Origin of the sequence: Dietzia papillomatosis NBRC 105045 (genome assembly GCF_001570845.1) — a bacterium.
Lineage (GTDB): Bacteria > Actinomycetota > Actinomycetes > Mycobacteriales > Mycobacteriaceae > Dietzia > Dietzia cinnamea.
In genome coordinates this window covers 69,331-85,974 of sequence record NZ_BCSL01000005.1, presented here as the reverse complement: position 1 = coordinate 85,974, position 16,644 = coordinate 69,331, and the positions used below count along the sequence as shown (strand labels likewise).

General features: G+C 71.5%; 17 protein-coding genes. 11 read left to right on the top strand and 6 right to left on the bottom strand.

Translation table 11 applies throughout. The annotated features are described in order from the left end of the window. Positions 1-4: 4 nt before the first annotated feature. Both arsC and DPA01S_RS02730 read left to right on the top strand, forming a co-directional pair. The gene (arsC, locus tag DPA01S_RS02735) at positions 5-346 is read left to right on the top strand and encodes an arsenate reductase (glutaredoxin) (RefSeq protein WP_061230076.1); all 342 of its coding nucleotides are present in this window, start codon (positions 5-7) and stop codon (positions 344-346) included. A gap of 296 nt (positions 347-642) precedes the next feature. Beyond that, a complete protein-coding gene (locus DPA01S_RS02730; RefSeq protein WP_061230075.1) occupies positions 643-1,275 on the top strand; it encodes a 50S ribosomal protein L25/general stress protein Ctc in 633 nt (210 codons plus the stop codon). A gap of 315 nt (positions 1,276-1,590) precedes the next feature. On the opposite strand, the gene DPA01S_RS02725 is transcribed toward DPA01S_RS02730, so the two are convergent. Then, a complete protein-coding gene (locus DPA01S_RS02725; protein WP_061913854.1) occupies positions 1,591-2,208 on the bottom strand; it encodes a LysE/ArgO family amino acid transporter in 618 nt (205 codons plus the stop codon). A gap of 68 nt (positions 2,209-2,276) precedes the next feature. Here DPA01S_RS02725 and DPA01S_RS02720 point away from each other — a divergent pair, with 68 nt between their 5' ends. Genes DPA01S_RS02720 through DPA01S_RS02710 form a run of 3 tightly spaced genes read left to right on the top strand, consistent with a single transcriptional unit; the run spans position 2,277 to position 4,272 of the window. Beyond that, positions 2,277-3,173: a LysR family transcriptional regulator ArgP gene (locus DPA01S_RS02720; protein WP_061913852.1), complete on the top strand. Its 897-nt coding sequence runs from the start codon at positions 2,277-2,279 to the stop codon at positions 3,171-3,173. 23 nt (positions 3,174-3,196) lie between these two features. Continuing rightward, positions 3,197-3,808: an aminoacyl-tRNA hydrolase gene (pth, locus tag DPA01S_RS02715; protein WP_061913850.1), complete on the top strand. Its 612-nt coding sequence runs from the start codon at positions 3,197-3,199 to the stop codon at positions 3,806-3,808. Next, positions 3,805-4,272, top strand: coding sequence for a DUF1990 domain-containing protein (locus DPA01S_RS02710; protein ID WP_061229844.1), 468 nt, complete (start codon positions 3,805-3,807; stop codon positions 4,270-4,272). The genes pth and DPA01S_RS02710 overlap by 4 nt, the downstream gene beginning before the upstream one ends. On the opposite strand, the gene DPA01S_RS16680 is transcribed toward DPA01S_RS02710, so the two are convergent. After that, positions 4,260-4,511 carry a DUF6508 domain-containing protein gene (locus tag DPA01S_RS16680; RefSeq protein WP_061913848.1) on the bottom strand — a complete coding sequence of 84 codons (252 nt, stop codon included), beginning with the start codon at positions 4,509-4,511 and terminating at the stop codon, positions 4,260-4,262. The two genes, DPA01S_RS02710 and DPA01S_RS16680, sit on opposite strands and share 13 nt — an antisense overlap. Before the next feature lie 604 nt (positions 4,512-5,115). On the opposite strand from DPA01S_RS16680, the gene DPA01S_RS02695 reads away from it, so the two are divergent. From DPA01S_RS02695 to DPA01S_RS02680, 4 genes are all read left to right on the top strand, one after another. Continuing rightward, a complete protein-coding gene (locus DPA01S_RS02695; RefSeq protein ID WP_061229846.1) occupies positions 5,116-6,789 on the top strand; it encodes a peptide chain release factor 3 in 1,674 nt (557 codons plus the stop codon). A gap of 45 nt (positions 6,790-6,834) precedes the next feature. Further along, a complete protein-coding gene (locus DPA01S_RS02690; protein WP_082767842.1) occupies positions 6,835-7,779 on the top strand; it encodes an LLM class F420-dependent oxidoreductase in 945 nt (314 codons plus the stop codon). A 67-nt stretch (positions 7,780-7,846) separates the two neighbouring features. Next, a complete protein-coding gene (locus tag DPA01S_RS02685; RefSeq protein ID WP_232302973.1) occupies positions 7,847-9,568 on the top strand; it encodes an amidohydrolase family protein in 1,722 nt (573 codons plus the stop codon). A 67-nt stretch (positions 9,569-9,635) separates the two neighbouring features. After that, on the top strand, positions 9,636-11,360 hold the full coding sequence (locus tag DPA01S_RS02680) for a serine hydrolase domain-containing protein (protein ID WP_061913843.1): 1,725 nt from the start codon (positions 9,636-9,638) through the stop codon (positions 11,358-11,360). Between the two features lie 498 nt (positions 11,361-11,858). Here DPA01S_RS02680 and DPA01S_RS02675 read toward each other — a convergent pair whose 3' ends face one another. The 4 genes from DPA01S_RS02675 to ppk2 all read right to left on the bottom strand — a co-directional run bounded on the left by DPA01S_RS02675 (position 11,859) and on the right by ppk2 (position 15,031). Then, positions 11,859-12,671, bottom strand: a complete 813-nt coding sequence (locus DPA01S_RS02675; RefSeq protein WP_501161677.1) for an AI-2E family transporter — start codon at positions 12,669-12,671, stop codon at positions 11,859-11,861. Continuing rightward, positions 12,672-12,989, bottom strand: a complete 318-nt coding sequence (locus DPA01S_RS17180; protein ID WP_232302971.1) for a hypothetical protein — start codon at positions 12,987-12,989, stop codon at positions 12,672-12,674. It abuts the gene before it with no gap. A gap of 54 nt (positions 12,990-13,043) precedes the next feature. Then, positions 13,044-14,087 (bottom strand): enoyl-CoA hydratase/isomerase family protein, encoded by a 1,044-nt coding sequence (locus tag DPA01S_RS02670; protein ID WP_061913841.1) that lies wholly within the window; start codon positions 14,085-14,087, stop codon positions 13,044-13,046. 83 nt (positions 14,088-14,170) lie between these two features. Beyond that, a complete protein-coding gene (gene ppk2, locus DPA01S_RS02665; protein ID WP_061913839.1) occupies positions 14,171-15,031 on the bottom strand; it encodes a polyphosphate kinase 2 in 861 nt (286 codons plus the stop codon). Positions 15,032-15,152: 121 nt separating this feature from the next. Between ppk2 and DPA01S_RS02660 the strand changes: the two genes are divergently transcribed. Next, a complete protein-coding gene (locus tag DPA01S_RS02660; protein ID WP_061913837.1) occupies positions 15,153-15,782 on the top strand; it encodes a TetR/AcrR family transcriptional regulator in 630 nt (209 codons plus the stop codon). After that, a complete protein-coding gene (locus DPA01S_RS02655; RefSeq protein ID WP_061913927.1) occupies positions 15,779-16,483 on the top strand; it encodes an HAD hydrolase-like protein in 705 nt (234 codons plus the stop codon). The genes DPA01S_RS02660 and DPA01S_RS02655 overlap by 4 nt, the downstream gene beginning before the upstream one ends. Positions 16,484-16,644: the final 161 nt, after the last annotated feature.

Genomic DNA, 16,644 nt, shown 5'->3' with positions numbered 1-16,644 from the left:
GACCATGGGCGCGACGATCTACCACAACCCCCGCTGCTCCAAGTCGCGGCAGGCCCTCGAGCTGCTGCGCGAGCGGGGTGTGGAGCCGACGATCATCAAGTACCTCGACACCCCGCCCACCGTCGAGGAACTGCGCACACTGATCGCCGACGCCGCGCTCACGGTGCGGCAGGCCGTCCGCGTCAAGGAGGCGGAGTTCACCGAGCTCGGCCTCATCGATGCCTCGGATGACGAGCTCCTCGCCGCGATGGTCGCCCACCCGCGACTGATCGAGCGGCCCTTCGTCGTCACCGACAAGGGCACCCGCCTCGCGCGTCCCACGGCGGAGGTCGAGGAGATCCTCTGACCCACCGCCCCGGCTGACCCACTGCACCTGCTGGCCCACCTAGCCGGGACAGCGCCCGACCCGCCGCCCCACACCCGGGGCGGCGGGTCGGGCGATTTTGGGCGCCGCACCCCGCAGCGCTAGGCTGGTCGGGTCATCTCGGCGAGGGAGGACCCGCATCAACCCGGGTCACTCCGTTATCGACGCGATCATTGTCGGTGTGGTTCCCAGTGGACCGGCCTCGACGATCGTCTCGATCGCCGAGGAGGTACCACTCGTAGAGCGTCACGCTCTCCCACTCCGACGAAAAGGCAGTCATGGCCAAGGAAATCAACAACCTCAAGACCGTCACCCGCACCGAGTTCGGCAAGGGCTCCGCCCGCCGCGCCCGTCGTGAGGGCCAGGTGCCGGCGGTGCTGTACGGCCACCACACCGAGCCCCGCCACCTCCTGCTCAACGCGCTCGAGTTCGCCGCCGTGCTTCGTGCGCACGGCACCAACTCCCTGCTCACCCTCGACATCGAGGGTGAGGAGCAGCTCGCGCTGCCCAAGCAGATCGATGTGCACCCGCTGACCCGCGTCATCGAGCACACCGACCTGCTCGTGGTGAAGAAGGGCGAGAAGGTCGTCGTCGAGGTCGCCGTGATCCTCACCGGTGAGGCCGCCCCCGGCACCCTGGTCACGACCGACGCCGACTACATCGAGATCGAGGTCGAGGCGACCGACATCCCCGAGGAGTTCGAACTCTCGCTCTCCGGTGTCGAGGCCGGCACCCAGTTCACCGCCGCGGACATCACGCTGCCCTCCGGCGCGACCCTGGTCTCCGATCCGGAGACCCTGCTGGTCAACGTCATCGAGGCGCCGTCCGAGTCCGACCTCGAGTCCGACGAGGAGTCCGCGCCGCAGGGCGAGGCCGCCGAGGACGCCGCGAAGGCCGCCGAGGAGGACTGATCCCCTTACCGCCGTCCTACAGCGGCGAGGAGGCCACGGGCCCGGAGGCGACCAGAGTGTCGTCCCGGGCCCGTTCCATTTCCCCACCCCAACACGCTTCCCCGTCTGGCGTATCGCTCCAGCGAATGGCTCCTCGCCCCCGTGCCTGGCGTCTCGCCCCAGTGCCCGGACGCTCGAATCCGTCGCCGCTCCCCGGGATGGCGTCTGGCCGGCCCGCCGGCGCGCGCGAGATGCCATGCCGGCGCGCGGCTGCGACGGGCCCTGCGGATTCACACGGCGCGCGGCTGCGACGGGCCCGGCGCGCGAGCGAGCGGATCAGCCGCGGATGAGCCCCGCCGCGAGCACGAACATCATCACGGCGATCGCCCCGTCGAGCACACGCCACGCCCCCGGCTTGGCAAACAGGCCGCGGAGCGCCTTGCCGCCGAAGCCGATGAGCGAGAACCACACCGTGCCGGCGAGGAACGCCCCGGCAGCGAACACCCACCGCAGGTCCCCGCCCTGCTGGTTGGCGAGCGTGCCGAGGAACACCACGCAGTCGAGATAGGCGTGCGGGTTGAGCCAGGTGAACGCCGCGCACGCCGCCAACGCCCCCATCGTCGACGGCACGCGGCCGGAGCCGTCGGCCCGCAGCCCTTCCCCCGGGCGGATCGCGCGGGCCGCCGCGAACGTTCCGTAGGCCACGAGGAACGCCACCCCGATCCAAGTCATCACCGTCAGCGCACCCGGCGCCGTCTCGATGAGAGCACCCACCCCGGCCACTCCGAGCAGGATGAGCGCCGCCTCGGAGAGTACGCAGAACACGACGATCGGCACCATCGACACGTCCCCGCGGATCGAGCGCTGCAGTACATACGCGTTCTGCGCACCGACGGCGGCGATGAGTCCGAGGCCGATGCCTGCGCCCATGAAGAGAGTGGTAGTGGTGGTCACACCCTCAATCTAGGCAAGCGTCCACCAGTAGTGCGACTGCAGTTTCTGGTCTAGCATCAGCTGTACTTATGAAAGCTCTGCAGCTGGACCAGCTCCGCACGCTCGTCGCCGTGGTGGATCTCGGATCGTTCGAGGCCGCCGCCGCGCACCTGCACATCACCCAGTCCGCGGTGTCCCAGCGGATCCGCGCTCTCGAGGAGTCCGCCGGCCGCATCCTCGTGCGCCGCGACCGACCCATCACCGCCACCGGGTCCGGCGAAACCGTCCTGCGCACGGCCCGGCAGATGCTGCACCTCGAGGAGTCGCTGGCCGGTGAACTCGACGATCTCGGTTCCGGGCAGGACCCGGTCGTCCTGGCCGTCGCGTGCAACTCGGACTCCCTGTCCACCTGGTTCCTCGACGCCATGACCGGGATCCACGACGGCGGCCGGGTCGTCTTTGACATCCGCCGCGAGGACGAGTCCCTGTCCAGTGAGCTCCTGCGCCGCGGCGAGGTGATGGCCGCGGTGACCAGCCAGTCGCGCCCGGTCCAGGGCTGCCGCGCACTCCCACTGGGGTCGATGCGGTACCTCGCCTGCGCCAGCCCGGGGTTCGTTGCCCGGCACCTGCGGAAGGGTACGACGACCGCCGCGCTCGGGCGGGCCCCCATAGTGGACTTCGACCGCAGCGACGGCCACCAGAACCACCACTACCGCCGGCTGGCCAGACGCGAGCCGACCGGGCCCCGGCACTTCATCCCCAGCTCGCACGACCACGTCCGCGCGATCGTCGCCGGGCTGGGCTGGGGCCTCATCCCCGAGCAACTGGCCACGCCGTGGCTGGTCTCCGGGGAGATCGTCGAGGTCTCCCCGGATCGCCCACTCGACGTGCCCCTGTTCTGGCAGCACTGGAAACTCCAGTCCCCCGATCTGGACGCCCTCACCGCCGCCGTGCTCGACACCGCGCGCACCGAGCTGCGGATATGAGCCCTCGCCCGGCGTCTGGGATCATGGGGCGTGTGACTACCGCCGACCAGCCGTCCGGCCCCACTCTCGTGGTGGGCCTGGCCAACCCCGGACCCGACTACGAGGGCACCCGCCACAACATCGGCTGGGACGTCCTGCAGGAGCTCGCCTCGCGGGCGCTGCCCATGCCGGCGAGCTTCTCCACCCACAAGAAGACCAACTGCGAGATCGCCCAGACGCGACTCGCCGACACCCCCGTCGTGCTGGCGCGTCCCCGCAGCTACATGAACCTCTCCGGCGGCCCGGTCGCGGCGGTGGCCAAGTACTTCTCCGTGGCGCCCACCGACGTGATCGTCATCCACGACGAGATCGACATCGACTTCGGCCAGGTCCGGCTCAAGCGGGGCGGCGGCGAGGGCGGCCACAACGGTCTGCGCTCGGTGTCCAGCTCGCTCGGCACCCGCGACTACATCCGGGTCCGCGCCGGGGTGGGCCGCCCACCGGGCCGGATGGCGGTGGCCGACTTCGTCCTCAAGCGCTTCTCCAAGCTCGAGCAGCCCGACGTGCCGTTCCTCATCCAGGACGCCGCCGACGCCGTCGAACTGCTCCTCAAGCACGGGCTCGACACCGCCCAGAACCAGGTCCACTCGGCGTGAGCCGGGTCCGGCGGTTCGAGCGCGACGCCCACCTGGGCTCCGGGGCCGCTCTCTTCGATCGCGCCGGCGACCAACTCATCAACTGGCAGATGCATCGCCGCGCCGGCCTCGTCGTCGTCGCCGACGGACCCGCCACCCCCGGCCGGACGGTGACACTCCGGCCCCGCACCGGACCCGCGGCGTGGCTCCGACTCGCCGCACCGTGCGAGGTCACCGAAGTCACCGACCGGCCCGACGCGCACGGCTTCACCTACCGCGCCCTGCCCGGCCACCCTGAACGCGGATGGGAGCGCTTCCTCGTGCGGCGCGACCCCGCCACGGACGCCGTGTCCCTGACCATCACCGCCGAGTCCGCCCACGCCACCCTGTTCGCCAGGCTCGGCGCACCCGTGGCACGCGCAGAGCAGAACCGGCTCACGCGCCGCTACCTGGCGGCGCTGCGGCCCGACGGTCACAGATCGTAGAGCTCGAACAGCCGGTCGAGCAGCACCACGAGCGTGCCCTCCCTCAGCGCTTCGGCCATCCCACCACCCTCAAAGCGCTCGGAACGGGCCACCCACGTGATGAGCGCCCGTGTCAGCTCCTCGTCCGCCGCCTCCGCCAGCCCGGCGAGGTCGGTCAACCCGCCGTGAGACAGGCCCCGCCGCGCGAGCTGCTCGAGGTGCCCGTGCCGGGTGAGAACGCCTCCGTCGAACGCCGCCATCGAACGCCGCCATCACCGCCCGGGCGTCGTCCTCGACACCCGGATAGCGCAGAAGTGACCGGTGCGCCGCCCACGCGCCACCGGGCCGCCCGGCCTCGGAAAGCCCGCGCAGTCACTCGACCGCCGGACGCAGCCGGCGGAGCGCCTCCCTTCGCTCCTCCCGCTGCCCCCGGCCCTCCTCGCCCACCGGATAGCGACTGTCGCCCTCCCCCATCTCGCCCTCCCCCATTTCGCCCTCCCCCTTCGGTTCGTCCCTGATCCCTGTCCCGCGCACCGTAGCGGCCGGGTCCGACACCCGCGAACTACGACACCTGCCTAAATAATCGGACTTTTAGCCGCTCGCCGTTACCGATCCACCGCCGCACCCCGAGATGTGAACGGCGACAACAGTACTCATTCGACCCGCGTCCCCGAGGGCGCGACCGGGTCGGCCGCCCGTGTCGGACGAGCCGCGCCGCCGGCGCGCCGCGCGCCACGTCTGACCTCGCTTTTCGCGAGCCCGGCCGGGCTCGGGGGGTGACGTGGGCGGATTCGGTGCGCGGACGAGGGCGGACGTACCCTGGGTGACGACGACGAGGGCCGTCGACTGCTGTGAGGAGTGCGCGTGACCGAGACCGCCGAGGACACCGGAACGGGCGGACACGCCTCGGGTACGGACACCGCCGAGGACGTCGCGTCCGAGGTCGCTCGCCGCAGGACGTTCGCCGTCATCGCACACCCGGACGCCGGTAAGTCGACGCTGACCGAGGCGCTCGCGCTGCACGCCCGCGTGATCACCGAGGCCGGGGCCGTCCACGGCAAATCGGGCCGCCGCTCGACCGTGTCGGACTGGATGGAGATGGAGAAGGCCCGCGGCATCTCCGTCAGCTCCACCGCACTGCAGTTCACGTACGCCCCCGAGGGCGCCGACCCCGCGGACGAGCCGTACGTCATCAACCTCGTCGACACCCCCGGCCACGCCGACTTCTCCGAGGACACCTACCGCGTCCTCACGGCCGTCGACGCGGCGGTCATGCTCATCGACGCGGCCAAGGGCCTCGAACCGCAGACGCTCAAGCTGTTCCAGGTGTGTAAGCACCACGGCCTGCCGATCATCACCGTGATCAACAAGTGGGACCGCCCCGGCCGCGCGCCGCTCGAGCTGCTCGACGAGATCACCGAGCAGATCGGGCTCGTGCCCACTCCCCTGTACATGCCGGTCGGCATCGCGGGCGACTACCGCGGTCTCCTGCGGCGCGGTGAGGACGGCACACCCGAGGAGTACGTCCACTTCACCCGCACCGCCGGCGGTTCGACCATCGCGCCCGAGGAGCACTACGACCCGGACGCCGCCGCCGCGAGAGAGGGCGACGTGTGGGAGACCGCGGTCGAGGAGTCCGAGTTGCTGTCCGCGATGGGCCAGGACCACGATCAGGAGCTGTACCTCGCCGGGGAGACGAGCCCGGTCATCTTCGCCTCCGCGATGCTCAACTTCGGCGTGCACCAGATCCTCGACGCGCTCGTCGAACTGGCGCCGCCGCCGCGGGAGTGGCCCACCGTCTCCGGTGAGCCGCGCCGGACCACCGACCCGTTCTCCGCCGTGGTGTTCAAGGTGCAGGCAGGCATGGACGCGGCCCACCGCGACCGGCTGGCGTTCATGCGCGTGGTCTCGGGCGAGTTCGAACGCGGCATGGTGGCGCAGCACGCGCAGACCGGCAAGCCGTTCACCACCAAGTACGCGCTGACCGTGTTCGGCCGCGACCGCAACACCGTCGAGACCGCCTACCCCGGCGACGTGGTGGGCCTGGTCAACGCCACCGGGCTCGCGCCCGGCGACACCCTCTACACCGGCAAGAAGGTGCAGTTCCCGCCGATCCCGCAGTTCGCGCCCGAGTTCTTCGCCGTGGTGCGCGCGCAGTCGCTGGGTAAGTACAAGCAGTTCCGCAAGGCGATCGATCAGCTGGCCGCCGAGGGCGTGGTGCAGATCCTGCGCAACGACACGCGTGGCGACGCGAACCCGGTCATGGCCGCGGTCGGCCCCATGCAGTTCGAGGTCGTCACGGCCCGCATGAAGGCCGAGTTCAACGTCGAGGTGATCGTCGACAACCTGCCGTACTCCATCGCCCGGCGGACCGACGCCGAGTCCGCCGACGAGCTGGGCCGCCAACGCGGGGTCGAGGTGTTCCAACGCACCGACGGCGAGCTCCTGGCCCTGTTCGGCGACAAGTGGCGCCTGCAGTACATCTCCAAGGAGATGGACCACCTCACCATCGAGCCGCTCGTCGCGGACACCAACTAGCCCCGGGGCTGGCGCGCAGCCGCGGGCCGCGGGCAAGCTGGACCCATGCCCAGTGATTCCCGCGTGTCCCTCCGCGTCTTCGTCGAACCGCAGCAGGGCGCGACGTACGCCGACCAGCTCGCCGTCGCCCGCGCCGCCGAGGACCTCGGCTACGAGGCGTTCTTCCGCTCCGACCACTACCTCAAGATGGGCGACGTCAGCGGCCTGCCCGGCCCCACCGACGCCTGGCTCACGCTCGCCGGCCTGGCCCGGGAGACCTCCTCCATCCGCCTGGGCACGCTGCTGACCTCGGTGACGTTCCGGCACCTCGGCCCCCTGGCGATCTCCCTGGCCCAGGTCGACGAGATGTCCGGCGGCCGCCTGGACGTGGGCCTCGGCGCCGGGTGGTACGAGGACGAACACACCGCGTACGGCATCCCGTTCCCGCCGCTCGGCGAGCGGTTCGACCTGCTCGAGGACACCCTCGGTGCGCTCGAGCAGCTGTGGTCGGCGCCCGCGGGTGAGACGCTGACGGTCCGCGGCAAGCGCATCGATCTCGTCGACTCCCCCGGCCTGCCCAAGCCCGTGCAGTCGCCGCCGCCCGTGATCGTCGGCGGCCACGGCAAGAAGCGCACCCCCGCGCTGGCCGCCCGGTTCGCCGACGAGTTCAACGTCCCGTTCGCCGACGTCGACACCGTCGCCACCCAGTACCGACGCGTCGACGAGGCCTGCGCCGAACGCGGCCGGGCCCCCGAGGAGATCATCCGCTCGGCGGCACTCGTCCTGTGCTGCGGACGCGACGAGGCCGAGATCGCCCGCCGCGCCGACGCCATCGGCCGAGAGGCCGACGAACTGCGCACCAACGGGGCCGCCGGCACCCCGGCGGAAGTCGTCGAGAAGATCGGCCGCTACGCGGAGATCGGCGCCCGCCGCATCTACCTGCAGCTGCTCGACATGTCCGATCTCGACCACCTCGACCTCGTCGCCTCGGAGGTCGCCCGCCAGCTCTGATCGGGCGGCAGCCGCCCGGCAGGCGAAAAGCCCTCGTCAGGCCGGGCGGCGGGGCTAGTGTCGGGCCATGACGGCGCACCCAGGCCCCTCTGCACGACCCGCCCATCCCGGCCGGCGAACGACGGGGGCGCCGCCGGTCCTCGTCGTCGTCCTCGTCGTCGCCCTCGTCACCACCCTCACCACCTCCCTCGGCGCGGGGACCGTCGGCGGCGGACAGGCCCACGCCGCTGAGCCGAGCGCCCACGCCGCCACGCCGGACGGCGCACCGCCCATCCGCGGCATGGTCGACGCCCACGCGCACATCGCCGCCTCCCAGGCCTTCGGCGGCGGCCTGCGATGCGGCGAGCCGTTCGCGCCCGGCGGCATCGCCGAGGCCCTGGCCGACTGCCCGACGCACTCCGGCACCGGTCACTTCGCCCTGCTCGAATCCGTGCTCGGCGGAACCGACCTGCCCGGCGGCAACCAAGGGCCCCCGACGTTCGCGCAGTGGCCGTCCCACGACTCCCAACTCCACGAACAGGCCCACTACAGCGGTATAGAACGTGCGTGGCGCGGCGGTCTCCGTGTGCTCAACAACCACCTCGTCGCCAACCGGGTGCTGTGCGAGGCGCTCGTCGCGCTCGGCGTCCCCGCCCGCACCTCGTGCGACGAGATGGCACAACTGCGCCACCAGGTCGACTACCTCGACCGCATGGAGGCGCACATCGACGCCGAGCACGGCGGACCAGGACGGGGCTGGTTCCGGATCGCGCGGTCGCCCGAGGACGTCCGCGCGATCGCCGCCGAGGGCAAGCTCGCCGTGACGCTCGGCGTGGAGGCCTCCGAACCGTTCGGGTGCCGGGTCGTGGACGACGCGCCGAGGTGCACTCCCGAGGACATCGACCGCGGCCTCGACGAGTTCGCCTCCTGGGGCGTGTCCACGGTCTTCCCCGTGCACAAGTTCGACAACGCCCTCGGCGGGGCCCGCATGGACGAAGAGCTCGCCGGGCTCGCGGTGAACATCGGCAACAAGCTCGGCACCCAACGGTTCTGGGAAACCGAGCCGTGCGCCGGCCCCGACGCCGACCACGCCCAGCCGCTCGCCAGCACGCCGGTCGCCGACGGGCTCGCCGCCGCGTCCTCCGGCGCCCCCGCCGGCGCGGCCCTGCCCGTCTACCCCGAACAGCCGCTGTGCAACGTGCGCGGGTTGACGGCGCTGGGCGGGCACGCGATCCGTGGGATGATGGCGCGCGGCATGGTCATCAACATCGACCACATGGGCGTCAAGACCGCCCACCGCGCGCTCGACATGGCCGCCGAGGCGGGATACACCGGCCTCGTCGTGGACCACGCCTGGGCGACGCAGGGCAACACTCGGCGCGTGCACGAGCAGGGCGGATTCGTCGCCGCGTTCGCCTGGCCCGCCGACGAAACCGACAACTTCGAGGTGGGCTTCCTCGAGCAGTGGCGCACCAACACGGCCGGCACGATCCGGCCCGTCGACGGGTACGGCTGGGGCTCGGACGTCAACGGCCTCGCACCGCTGGCCGAACCCCGCCCGAGCGCCGCGTCCGACCCGCTCGTCTACCCGTTCACCGCGCCCAGCGGCGAGGTGATGGACCGCTGGCGGTTCGGCGACCGCGTCTACGACCTCAACCTCGACGGCGTGGCCCAGTACGGCCTGTACGCCGACTGGGCCGCCGACGTGCTCCACCGCGCCGGGCCCGACCGCGCCGAGCTGGAGCGCCAGCTCATGGGCGGCGCAGAGGCGTGGACGGCCAACTGGGAACGGGCTCGCGGCGGCGCCTGAGACCGGGCAGGCGACCCCCGCTGCGTTGCTCCCGCGGTCCCGCCCTCCGGACGACTAACCTGGGGCAATGACCCCGAACCCGGCCCCGCGACGCCAGACCCGACCGCGCCTCGCTGCCGCAGCGGCGATCGGAGCGGCGGTGGCCGTGGTCCTCGCCGCGTGCGGCCTCCCGCTGCCGGATCCGGTGCCCGGGCAGAGCCCCGCCGCGTACTCCGGGCTCGAGGTCTCGGAGGACCGCATCGAGTACGCGATCGGGAAGGTCACCGACATCGTCGAGGAGGAGCTCGAGGCCTCCGGCGTGCCGGGCGCCGCGGTGGCCGTGGTGCACAGCGGCGAGGTCGCGCTGGCCGAGGGCTTCGGGGTCCGCAGCACCGAGACCGGCGAATCGGTCGACGCACGGACGGTCTTCCCCCTGGCCTCGATCTCCAAGCCGGTCAGCGCGACTGTCGTGGCCGCCGAGAGCGCCGGCGGCCGGGTCGGCTGGGACACCCCGGTCCGCGAGTTCCTGCCGTGGTTCGCACTCTCCGACCCCCGCATCTCGGACGTCGTGACGGTGGGCGACATGTTCGCCCACCGCTCGGGGCTGCCCGAGCACGCCGGCGACGACCTCGAGGACCTCGGCTACGAGCGCCCCGCGATCCTGCACGGCCTGCGCCACCTGCCGCTCGAGCCGTTCCGCACCTCGTACGCGTACACCAACTTCGGGCTCACCGCCGGGGCTGAGGCCGTGGCCGCCTCGGCCCGCACCCCGTGGGCCGAGCTGGGCCGCGAGCGCCTCTTCGATCCCCTCGGCATGTCGGACTCCTCGTTCTCGTACGACGAGCTGCTCGATCGCGACAACCGCGCGATCGGCCATGTACGCGCACCGGCCGCCGAGTCCGGTGAGTCGTCCGGCGAGTGGATCCCGGCGGACCCCGCGCGCGACCCGGACGCTCAGGCCCCGGCGGGGGGCCTGAGTTCGTCGGTGACCGACATGGCGCGGTGGATGTCCATGGTCCTTGACGACGGCAAGGGGCCCGGTGGTGCCCAGGTGGTCCCCTCCGAGGCACTCCGGCAGGCCCTGACCCCGCAGTCCGTGTCGGCGCCCCCGCGGGACGCGGCGGACCGCACCGGGAGCTATGGCTATGGCTTCAACATCGGCACGAGTTCCTCGGGCCGCGTCCAGTGGAGCCATTCGGGGGCGTTCGCGCTCGGCGCGGGGACGGCGATGCTCATGATGCCGTCCCTCGATCTGGGCATCATCACCCTGACCAACGCCGCGCCGACGGGGGTCGCGGAGACGATCAACGCCCGGTTCGCCGACTACGCACAGTACGGCGACCCCTCACTGGAGTGGCGCGAGTTGTACACCGAGCAGTTCGGCCCGCTGCTGGACCCGGTGGGAGATCTGGTCTCCACGCGCCAGCCGTCCGCGCCGGCACCGCCCCGGCCCGCCGAGGAGCTGCTCGGCTTCTACCGCAATGAGTACTTCGGGGAGATCGAGGTCCGGCCCACGGTGGCCGACGAGTCCTCGGACACCGAGTCCTCGGACACCGGGTCCTCGGACGCCGGCTCTCCAGGCGCCGGCTCCTCAGGCCCCGAGCTCGCGTTGGCGGTGGGTCTGGGGCCGCTGGTCTGGCCGCTCGAGCACTGGGACGGGGACACGTTCGCCGTGAGCCCGGTGGGCGAGAACTGGCCGCGCGGGTCCCGGGGCAGCGTGACTTTCGAGGGCGACACCGTCACAGTGGAGCTGCTCGACGCCAACGGGTGGGGCACCTTCACGCGCGTCGACGCCGACGAACCCGCCGACTAGCGAGCCGACGCCCGCCGAGCTCGACGCGCACCACGGGCTTCCGCCGCGCCCGCGTGCCGCGTTGATCTGCCCCCACGCGCGCACCAGGGCCGGGACCCGAGCGCTCACCCGCGCCCTGCGCACAGCCCCACGGTGAGCGGTCACACCCGTCCACGTTTCCCCAGGTGGCGGGCCGCCCAGGCCGGCAATTGCGACCACTCGCCGAAGCGGGCGGCGTCGGGGCGGGCGGCGTCGGGGCGGGCGGCGTCGGGCGGGCGAGAGGTAGACAGCGAAGACCGGCGACGAGGCCCGATGAGCGAACGGTAGCGGCGGCGCAGCACCCGCGCCGAGTCCGCGTGCGCGCCTGCGCGCCAGCCCTCCGCCCTCCGCCCTCCGCCCTCAGCGAGCGGTCACAACCGCCCACGTTTTCCCAGGTAGCGAGCCGCTCGGGACGGCATTTGCGACCACTCGCCGAAGCGGGCGGGCGACAGATCGCCGGCGGCGCTAGACGAGGCCCGGTCAGCGGGTCGCGGCGCCCAGTCTCTCCGCGCGGCGCCTCCCCCGCCGGCCGTCCGCTTCCGGTGCCGTGAGGAAGGTCGAGAACCACCCCATCCGCGGGTCGGCGTCCACGAGGAACGCCTTGACCATCAGCGTGAGCGGGACCGCGAGAATCGCACCGAGCGGGCCGGCGACCGCCGACCAGAACACCAACGACAGGAACGTCACGGTGGGCGTGAGCCCGACGGCGTCACCGGTGAATTTGGGCTGGATGAAGCTCTGCATCACGAGGTTGATGGCGCTGTAGATCACCACCACCCAGATGGCATCGCCCGGCCCGCCGGTGAGCAGCGCGAACAGCGCCGGCGGCACCAGGCCCAACACGAAGCCGATGTTCGGGATGTAGTTGGTGACGAAGGCGAGCACGCCCCACACCAGGGCGAGCGGCACTCCGAGAATCCACAGCGCGACCGCGTCCATCACCGCGACGATGAGCCCGAACACCGTGGAGACGATCCAGTACGACTTCACCCCGTCGGTGAACGAGCCCAGGGCGTCGGCCAACCGGGGCCGCTGGCGGGCGATCGCCGCCCGGCGGCGGAAGATGCCGGGGATGTCGAACACGAGGAAGGTCAGCGCGATGATCAGGACGGTGAGCTGACCGCCGGCTGCGGACAGTTGGCCTGCGACGTTCTGGACCGTGCCGATGATGGTCCCCGGGTCCAGGACGCCCTGCAGGCTCGACGCGACCTGGTCCTGGCTCACGCCGAACCCGCCGAGCAGCTCGAGGCTCTGCTCGTAGAGGGCGACGAACTTGTCCTGATACTGCGGGATCTACTCCGCGGCGACCCACAACGCCCACACGAGCGAGCCGATCAGGGCGAGGAGCACGACGTACAGGACGAGCAGGACGATGATCGTCCCGCCCCAGCGCGGCACTCCGGACCGTTCGAGGAGCCGCTGCAGGGGCTGCGCCGCGATCACCAGGTTCAGGGCGAGGAACGCGGGCATGAGGATGCTCGAGTGCTCCGAGATCCCCCAGATGACCACGATCGCGGCGGCGAGCGACACGACGGTCACGCCCGCGATGCCCCAGCCCTTGGGCTCCTCGTGAGGTGCTGATGTCGCGGGGCCGTCACCGGTCGTGGTCATGGTCCTCCTCGTGGGCGGCGTCCTGCGCGCCGGACGCCGCCCAGAGTAGCCGGGTCAGTTCCCGGCCAGCGCCGCCCGGATCCCGTCGACGTCCACCGCGTCGAGATCCGCGGGATCCCAGGTGGGGTTGCGGTCCTTGTCGATCACCACGGCGCGTACACCCTCGACGAAGTCCGGGCGGGCGGTGATCCACGCGCCCAGCGCCAGCTCGTTGTCCAGGCACTCCCGCAGATCCGCGGCCTCGGCGCCGGCACGCAGCAGCTCGATGGTCGCCACGATCGACGTGGGGCAGTGCGAGCGCAGCATGCCGAGCGTCTCCGTGGCCCACTCGTCCTGCTCGCCGGACTCCAGGGCCGCGATCATCTCCTGCGCGGTCCCGCGGGAGAAGACGTCCTCGATCCGCTCGATCCGCGCCTCGACAGCCGACTCCCCCGCTGCGGAGCGTTCGAGACCGAACCTCCGGAGCGCCTCCGGTAGACCATTCGCACCGACGGCGTCGACGAAGGCGTTGCGCTCGTCGTCGTCGATCAGGTCCGTCGCCAGACCGGTGTAGAGGGCGTCGGCGGAGTTCATCCGCACGCCCGTCGTGCCCAGGTAGATCGCCACCGCCAGGCCGCGCGCGCCGCCGCCGCACAGGCGCGGCAGGAAGTGGCTCGCGCCGACGTCGGGGATGAAGCCGATCGCGGTCTCCGGCATCGCCATCATGACCTTCTTGGTGACCACGCGGTGCGAGCCGTTGATCGAGATGCCCAGGCCGCCGCCCATCGCCACGCCGTGGATGACGGCCACCGTCGGCACGCGGTGCGTGTGGTACGCCAGATCCATCTCGTACTCCTCCGAGAAGAACTCCCGGTTGGCCGCGTGATCCCCCGACGCCGCCGCGTCCCGCAGCGCTCGGATGTCACCGCCCGCGCAGAACGCCTTCTCGGACGTGCTGGTGGTGACCACGGCCTCCACACCCGGATCCTGCGCGGCCTCGTCGAGTGCCGTGTGCAGCGCCCTACACATGGGCAGATCCAGCGAGTTCAGGGCCTTGGGGCGGTCCAGGACGATGTGCTGCATCCGGCCTTCGCGCCGGGAGATGACGTATTCACTCATGGCCCCAGTGTGTCAGGCCGCGCGCCGATCGACCCGCAGATACTAGGAACTCCTACCTCAATGCCCCCCACGCCCCGGCGACCTCACCCCTTCAGCAGACGCGCGGCCACGTCGGGGACGTACTTGAACTCCTCGCGCGACGGGCGCTCGTAACATTTGCGCTCCGGCCTCTCGGGGATCTCCAGCTCCGGCGGCTCGAGCTGCTCCCACGGCACCGTGGACAGCAGGTGCGAGATGACGTTGATCCGCGACCGCTTCTTGTCCTCCGACTCGACGGTGAACCACGGGGCTTCGGGGATGTCGGTGTGGATGAACATCTCGTCCTTCGCCCGGCTGTACTCCTCCCACCGCGTGATGGACTCGAGGTCCATCGGCGAGAGCTTCCAGCGGCGCATCGGGTCGGAGTGCCGCGAGCGTAAACGGCGCTCCTGCTCCTCGTCGGACACCGAGAACCAGTATTTGCGGAGCATGATCCCGTCCTCGACCAGCAGCCGCTCGAAGATCGGGGCCTGGTGGAGGAACCGGCGGTACTCGTCGGTCGTGCAGAAGCCCATCACCCGCTCGACCCCGGCCCGGTTGTACCAGGACCGGTCGAAGATCACGATCTCCCCGGCCGCCGGCATGTGCTCGATGTAGCGCTGGAAGTACCACTGGGTCCGCTGCACCTCCGTCGGTGCGGGCAGCGCCACCACCCGGGCGTGCCGGGGGTTGAGGTACTGGGTGATGCGCTTGATCGCCGAGCCCTTGCCCGCGGCGTCGCGACCCTCGAACACGACCACCAGCCGGTTGCCGGTCTCGCGCAGCCACGCCTGCATCTCCACCAGCTCGGCCTGCAGCCGCTTCAGCTCGGACTCGTAGGCCTTCTTCGGTAGCTTCTCCAGCCCGCTCGGCAGCCGGTCCTTCTTCTTGGCGCCGCCCTTGTCCGACGACTTCTTGTCGCTCATGGGCACGATCCTACGGGCCCGCGGCCACCGGGCCACCCGATTCACCGAGCCGATCGACGCCGAGAGGTCCCTCGACCGAATCGTGCGACGCGACGTCGGCTTTGTCTTCTAAGGTAAGAAGATGCGGTCCCGTGATTCGATCCTCGAGGCCGCCCGAGAAGTGATCGGGCGGGCCGGCTTCGGCGGCGTCACGATCGCGGCGGTCGCCAAGCAGGCGAATGTCAGCCGCCAGACCATCTACTCCATCTTCGGCTCCCGCGAGGAACTCGTCTCCGAGGCCGTCGCCGAGCGGCTCACCATGATGACCGGCGCCTTCGCGGACCTGTTGAACAACTCGGACTCGCCGCTCGAGCTGATCGTGGGGATCGCGGTGGAGGTCCGCAACCGAATTCTCGGTGACCCGCTCCTGCGCGTGCTCGCGGTGGGCGGGGGCACCGACCCCGTGTCGGACCCGGGCGCGGCCGCCCGCACGCATGAGTACTGCATCGCGCTCCTCGCCCCCGCCGCCGAGCGCTTCCCGGAGCTGGCCGGGAGGCTGGGTTTCGTCACCGATGTCGGCATCCACGTCGGATGGTCGGTCCTGTGTCTCGACTCGCCCGCCGCCCGTTCCGACGACGACCTGCGCGCCTTCCTCAACACCTGGCTCGCGCCGCTGATGCAGACGTTCACGAAGGCGGGGTCGGACGGCGTCGGCCGGGATGGTGCGGCGTGGGGCGCCGGGCCGGGCGGAGCGGGGTCGGGCGAGGCGTGACCGCCGTGCTGGTCCTGTGGGACCTCGACCTCACCCTGCTCGATCCGGCCGGCTTCGGTTCCCGCATGATCACGCCGACCCTCGCCGACTTCCTGGGTCGCGAGCCCGTACTCGGCGCGTCGTTCGCCGGGCGGACCGACCGCGCGATCCTCACCGACCTGCTCGAGTTGAACGGGATGAGCGGGCACGACGACGAGGTGGTCACCTCCCTGATGGACGCCGTGGCCCGGCGGTGCGAGACCTTCTCCGGCGATCTCCTGGCCGGTGGGGGCGGTCCCCTGCCCGGAGCCCACGAGGCGGTCGCCGCGTTGGCCGCGGACCCGCGGCTGCACCAGGGGATCGTCACGGGCAACATGCGCCGGACCGCGCTGCTCAAACTGCGGCTCTGCGGGTTCGACGGGCTGCCCGACCCCGACCTGGGCGCCTTCGGTGATCACCACGCCGACCGCGCGCACCTCGTCAGGGAGGCGGTCGCCGCGGCCGGGGATCGCGGGCTCGACGTGTCGCCGGCGCGCGCGGTGGTCGTGGGCGATCACGTCCACGACGTCCGGGGCGCACTAGACGCGGGAGCCGGCTGCGTGGCGGTCGCGACCGGCCGGGTGACCGCTGACGACCTCGCCGCCGCCGGAGCCCACACCGTCCTGTCGGATCTCACCGACACCGACGACCTCCGGGAGGCGATCCTCTCCGCCGCCGGTTGACCACTGTTCGAACCCGCTGTCGCTCACCGACCCGCCGCGGGCCCGGAGCCAGCCGCGCCGCGCGCCACCCACTCGCTGACGCTGATCTGGCAGCACTGACGTCACTTCTGGCAGCAGTCACGCAGGCGAATCGGCCAGTTCCCCGCCCTGACTGCTGCCAA

Excerpts from the sequence above, each read along its gene's own strand:
- DPA01S_RS17180 (WP_232302971.1), bottom strand. The coding sequence starts at position 12,989 with ATGACCACGACCGGTGACGGCCCCGCGACATCAGCACCTCACGAGGAG.
- DPA01S_RS02660 (WP_061913837.1), top strand. The coding sequence starts at position 15,153 with ATGCGGTCCCGTGATTCGATCCTCGAGGCCGCCCGAGAAGTGATCGGG.
- DPA01S_RS02730 (WP_061230075.1), top strand. The coding sequence starts at position 643 with ATGGCCAAGGAAATCAACAACCTCAAGACCGTCACCCGCACCGAGTTC.
- DPA01S_RS02685 (WP_232302973.1), top strand. The coding sequence starts at position 7,847 with ATGACGGCGCACCCAGGCCCCTCTGCACGACCCGCCCATCCCGGCCGG.
- arsC (WP_061230076.1), top strand. The coding sequence starts at position 5 with ATGGGCGCGACGATCTACCACAACCCCCGCTGCTCCAAGTCGCGGCAG.
- DPA01S_RS02670 (WP_061913841.1), bottom strand. The coding sequence starts at position 14,087 with ATGAGTGAATACGTCATCTCCCGGCGCGAAGGCCGGATGCAGCACATC.
- DPA01S_RS02680 (WP_061913843.1), top strand. The coding sequence starts at position 9,636 with ATGACCCCGAACCCGGCCCCGCGACGCCAGACCCGACCGCGCCTCGCT.
- pth (WP_061913850.1), top strand. The coding sequence starts at position 3,197 with ATGGGGCGTGTGACTACCGCCGACCAGCCGTCCGGCCCCACTCTCGTG.
- DPA01S_RS16680 (WP_061913848.1), bottom strand. The coding sequence starts at position 4,511 with ATGGCGGCGTTCGACGGAGGCGTTCTCACCCGGCACGGGCACCTCGAG.
- DPA01S_RS02690 (WP_082767842.1), top strand. The coding sequence starts at position 6,835 with ATGCCCAGTGATTCCCGCGTGTCCCTCCGCGTCTTCGTCGAACCGCAG.
- ppk2 (WP_061913839.1), bottom strand. The coding sequence starts at position 15,031 with ATGAGCGACAAGAAGTCGTCGGACAAGGGCGGCGCCAAGAAGAAGGAC.
- DPA01S_RS02720 (WP_061913852.1), top strand. The coding sequence starts at position 2,277 with ATGAAAGCTCTGCAGCTGGACCAGCTCCGCACGCTCGTCGCCGTGGTG.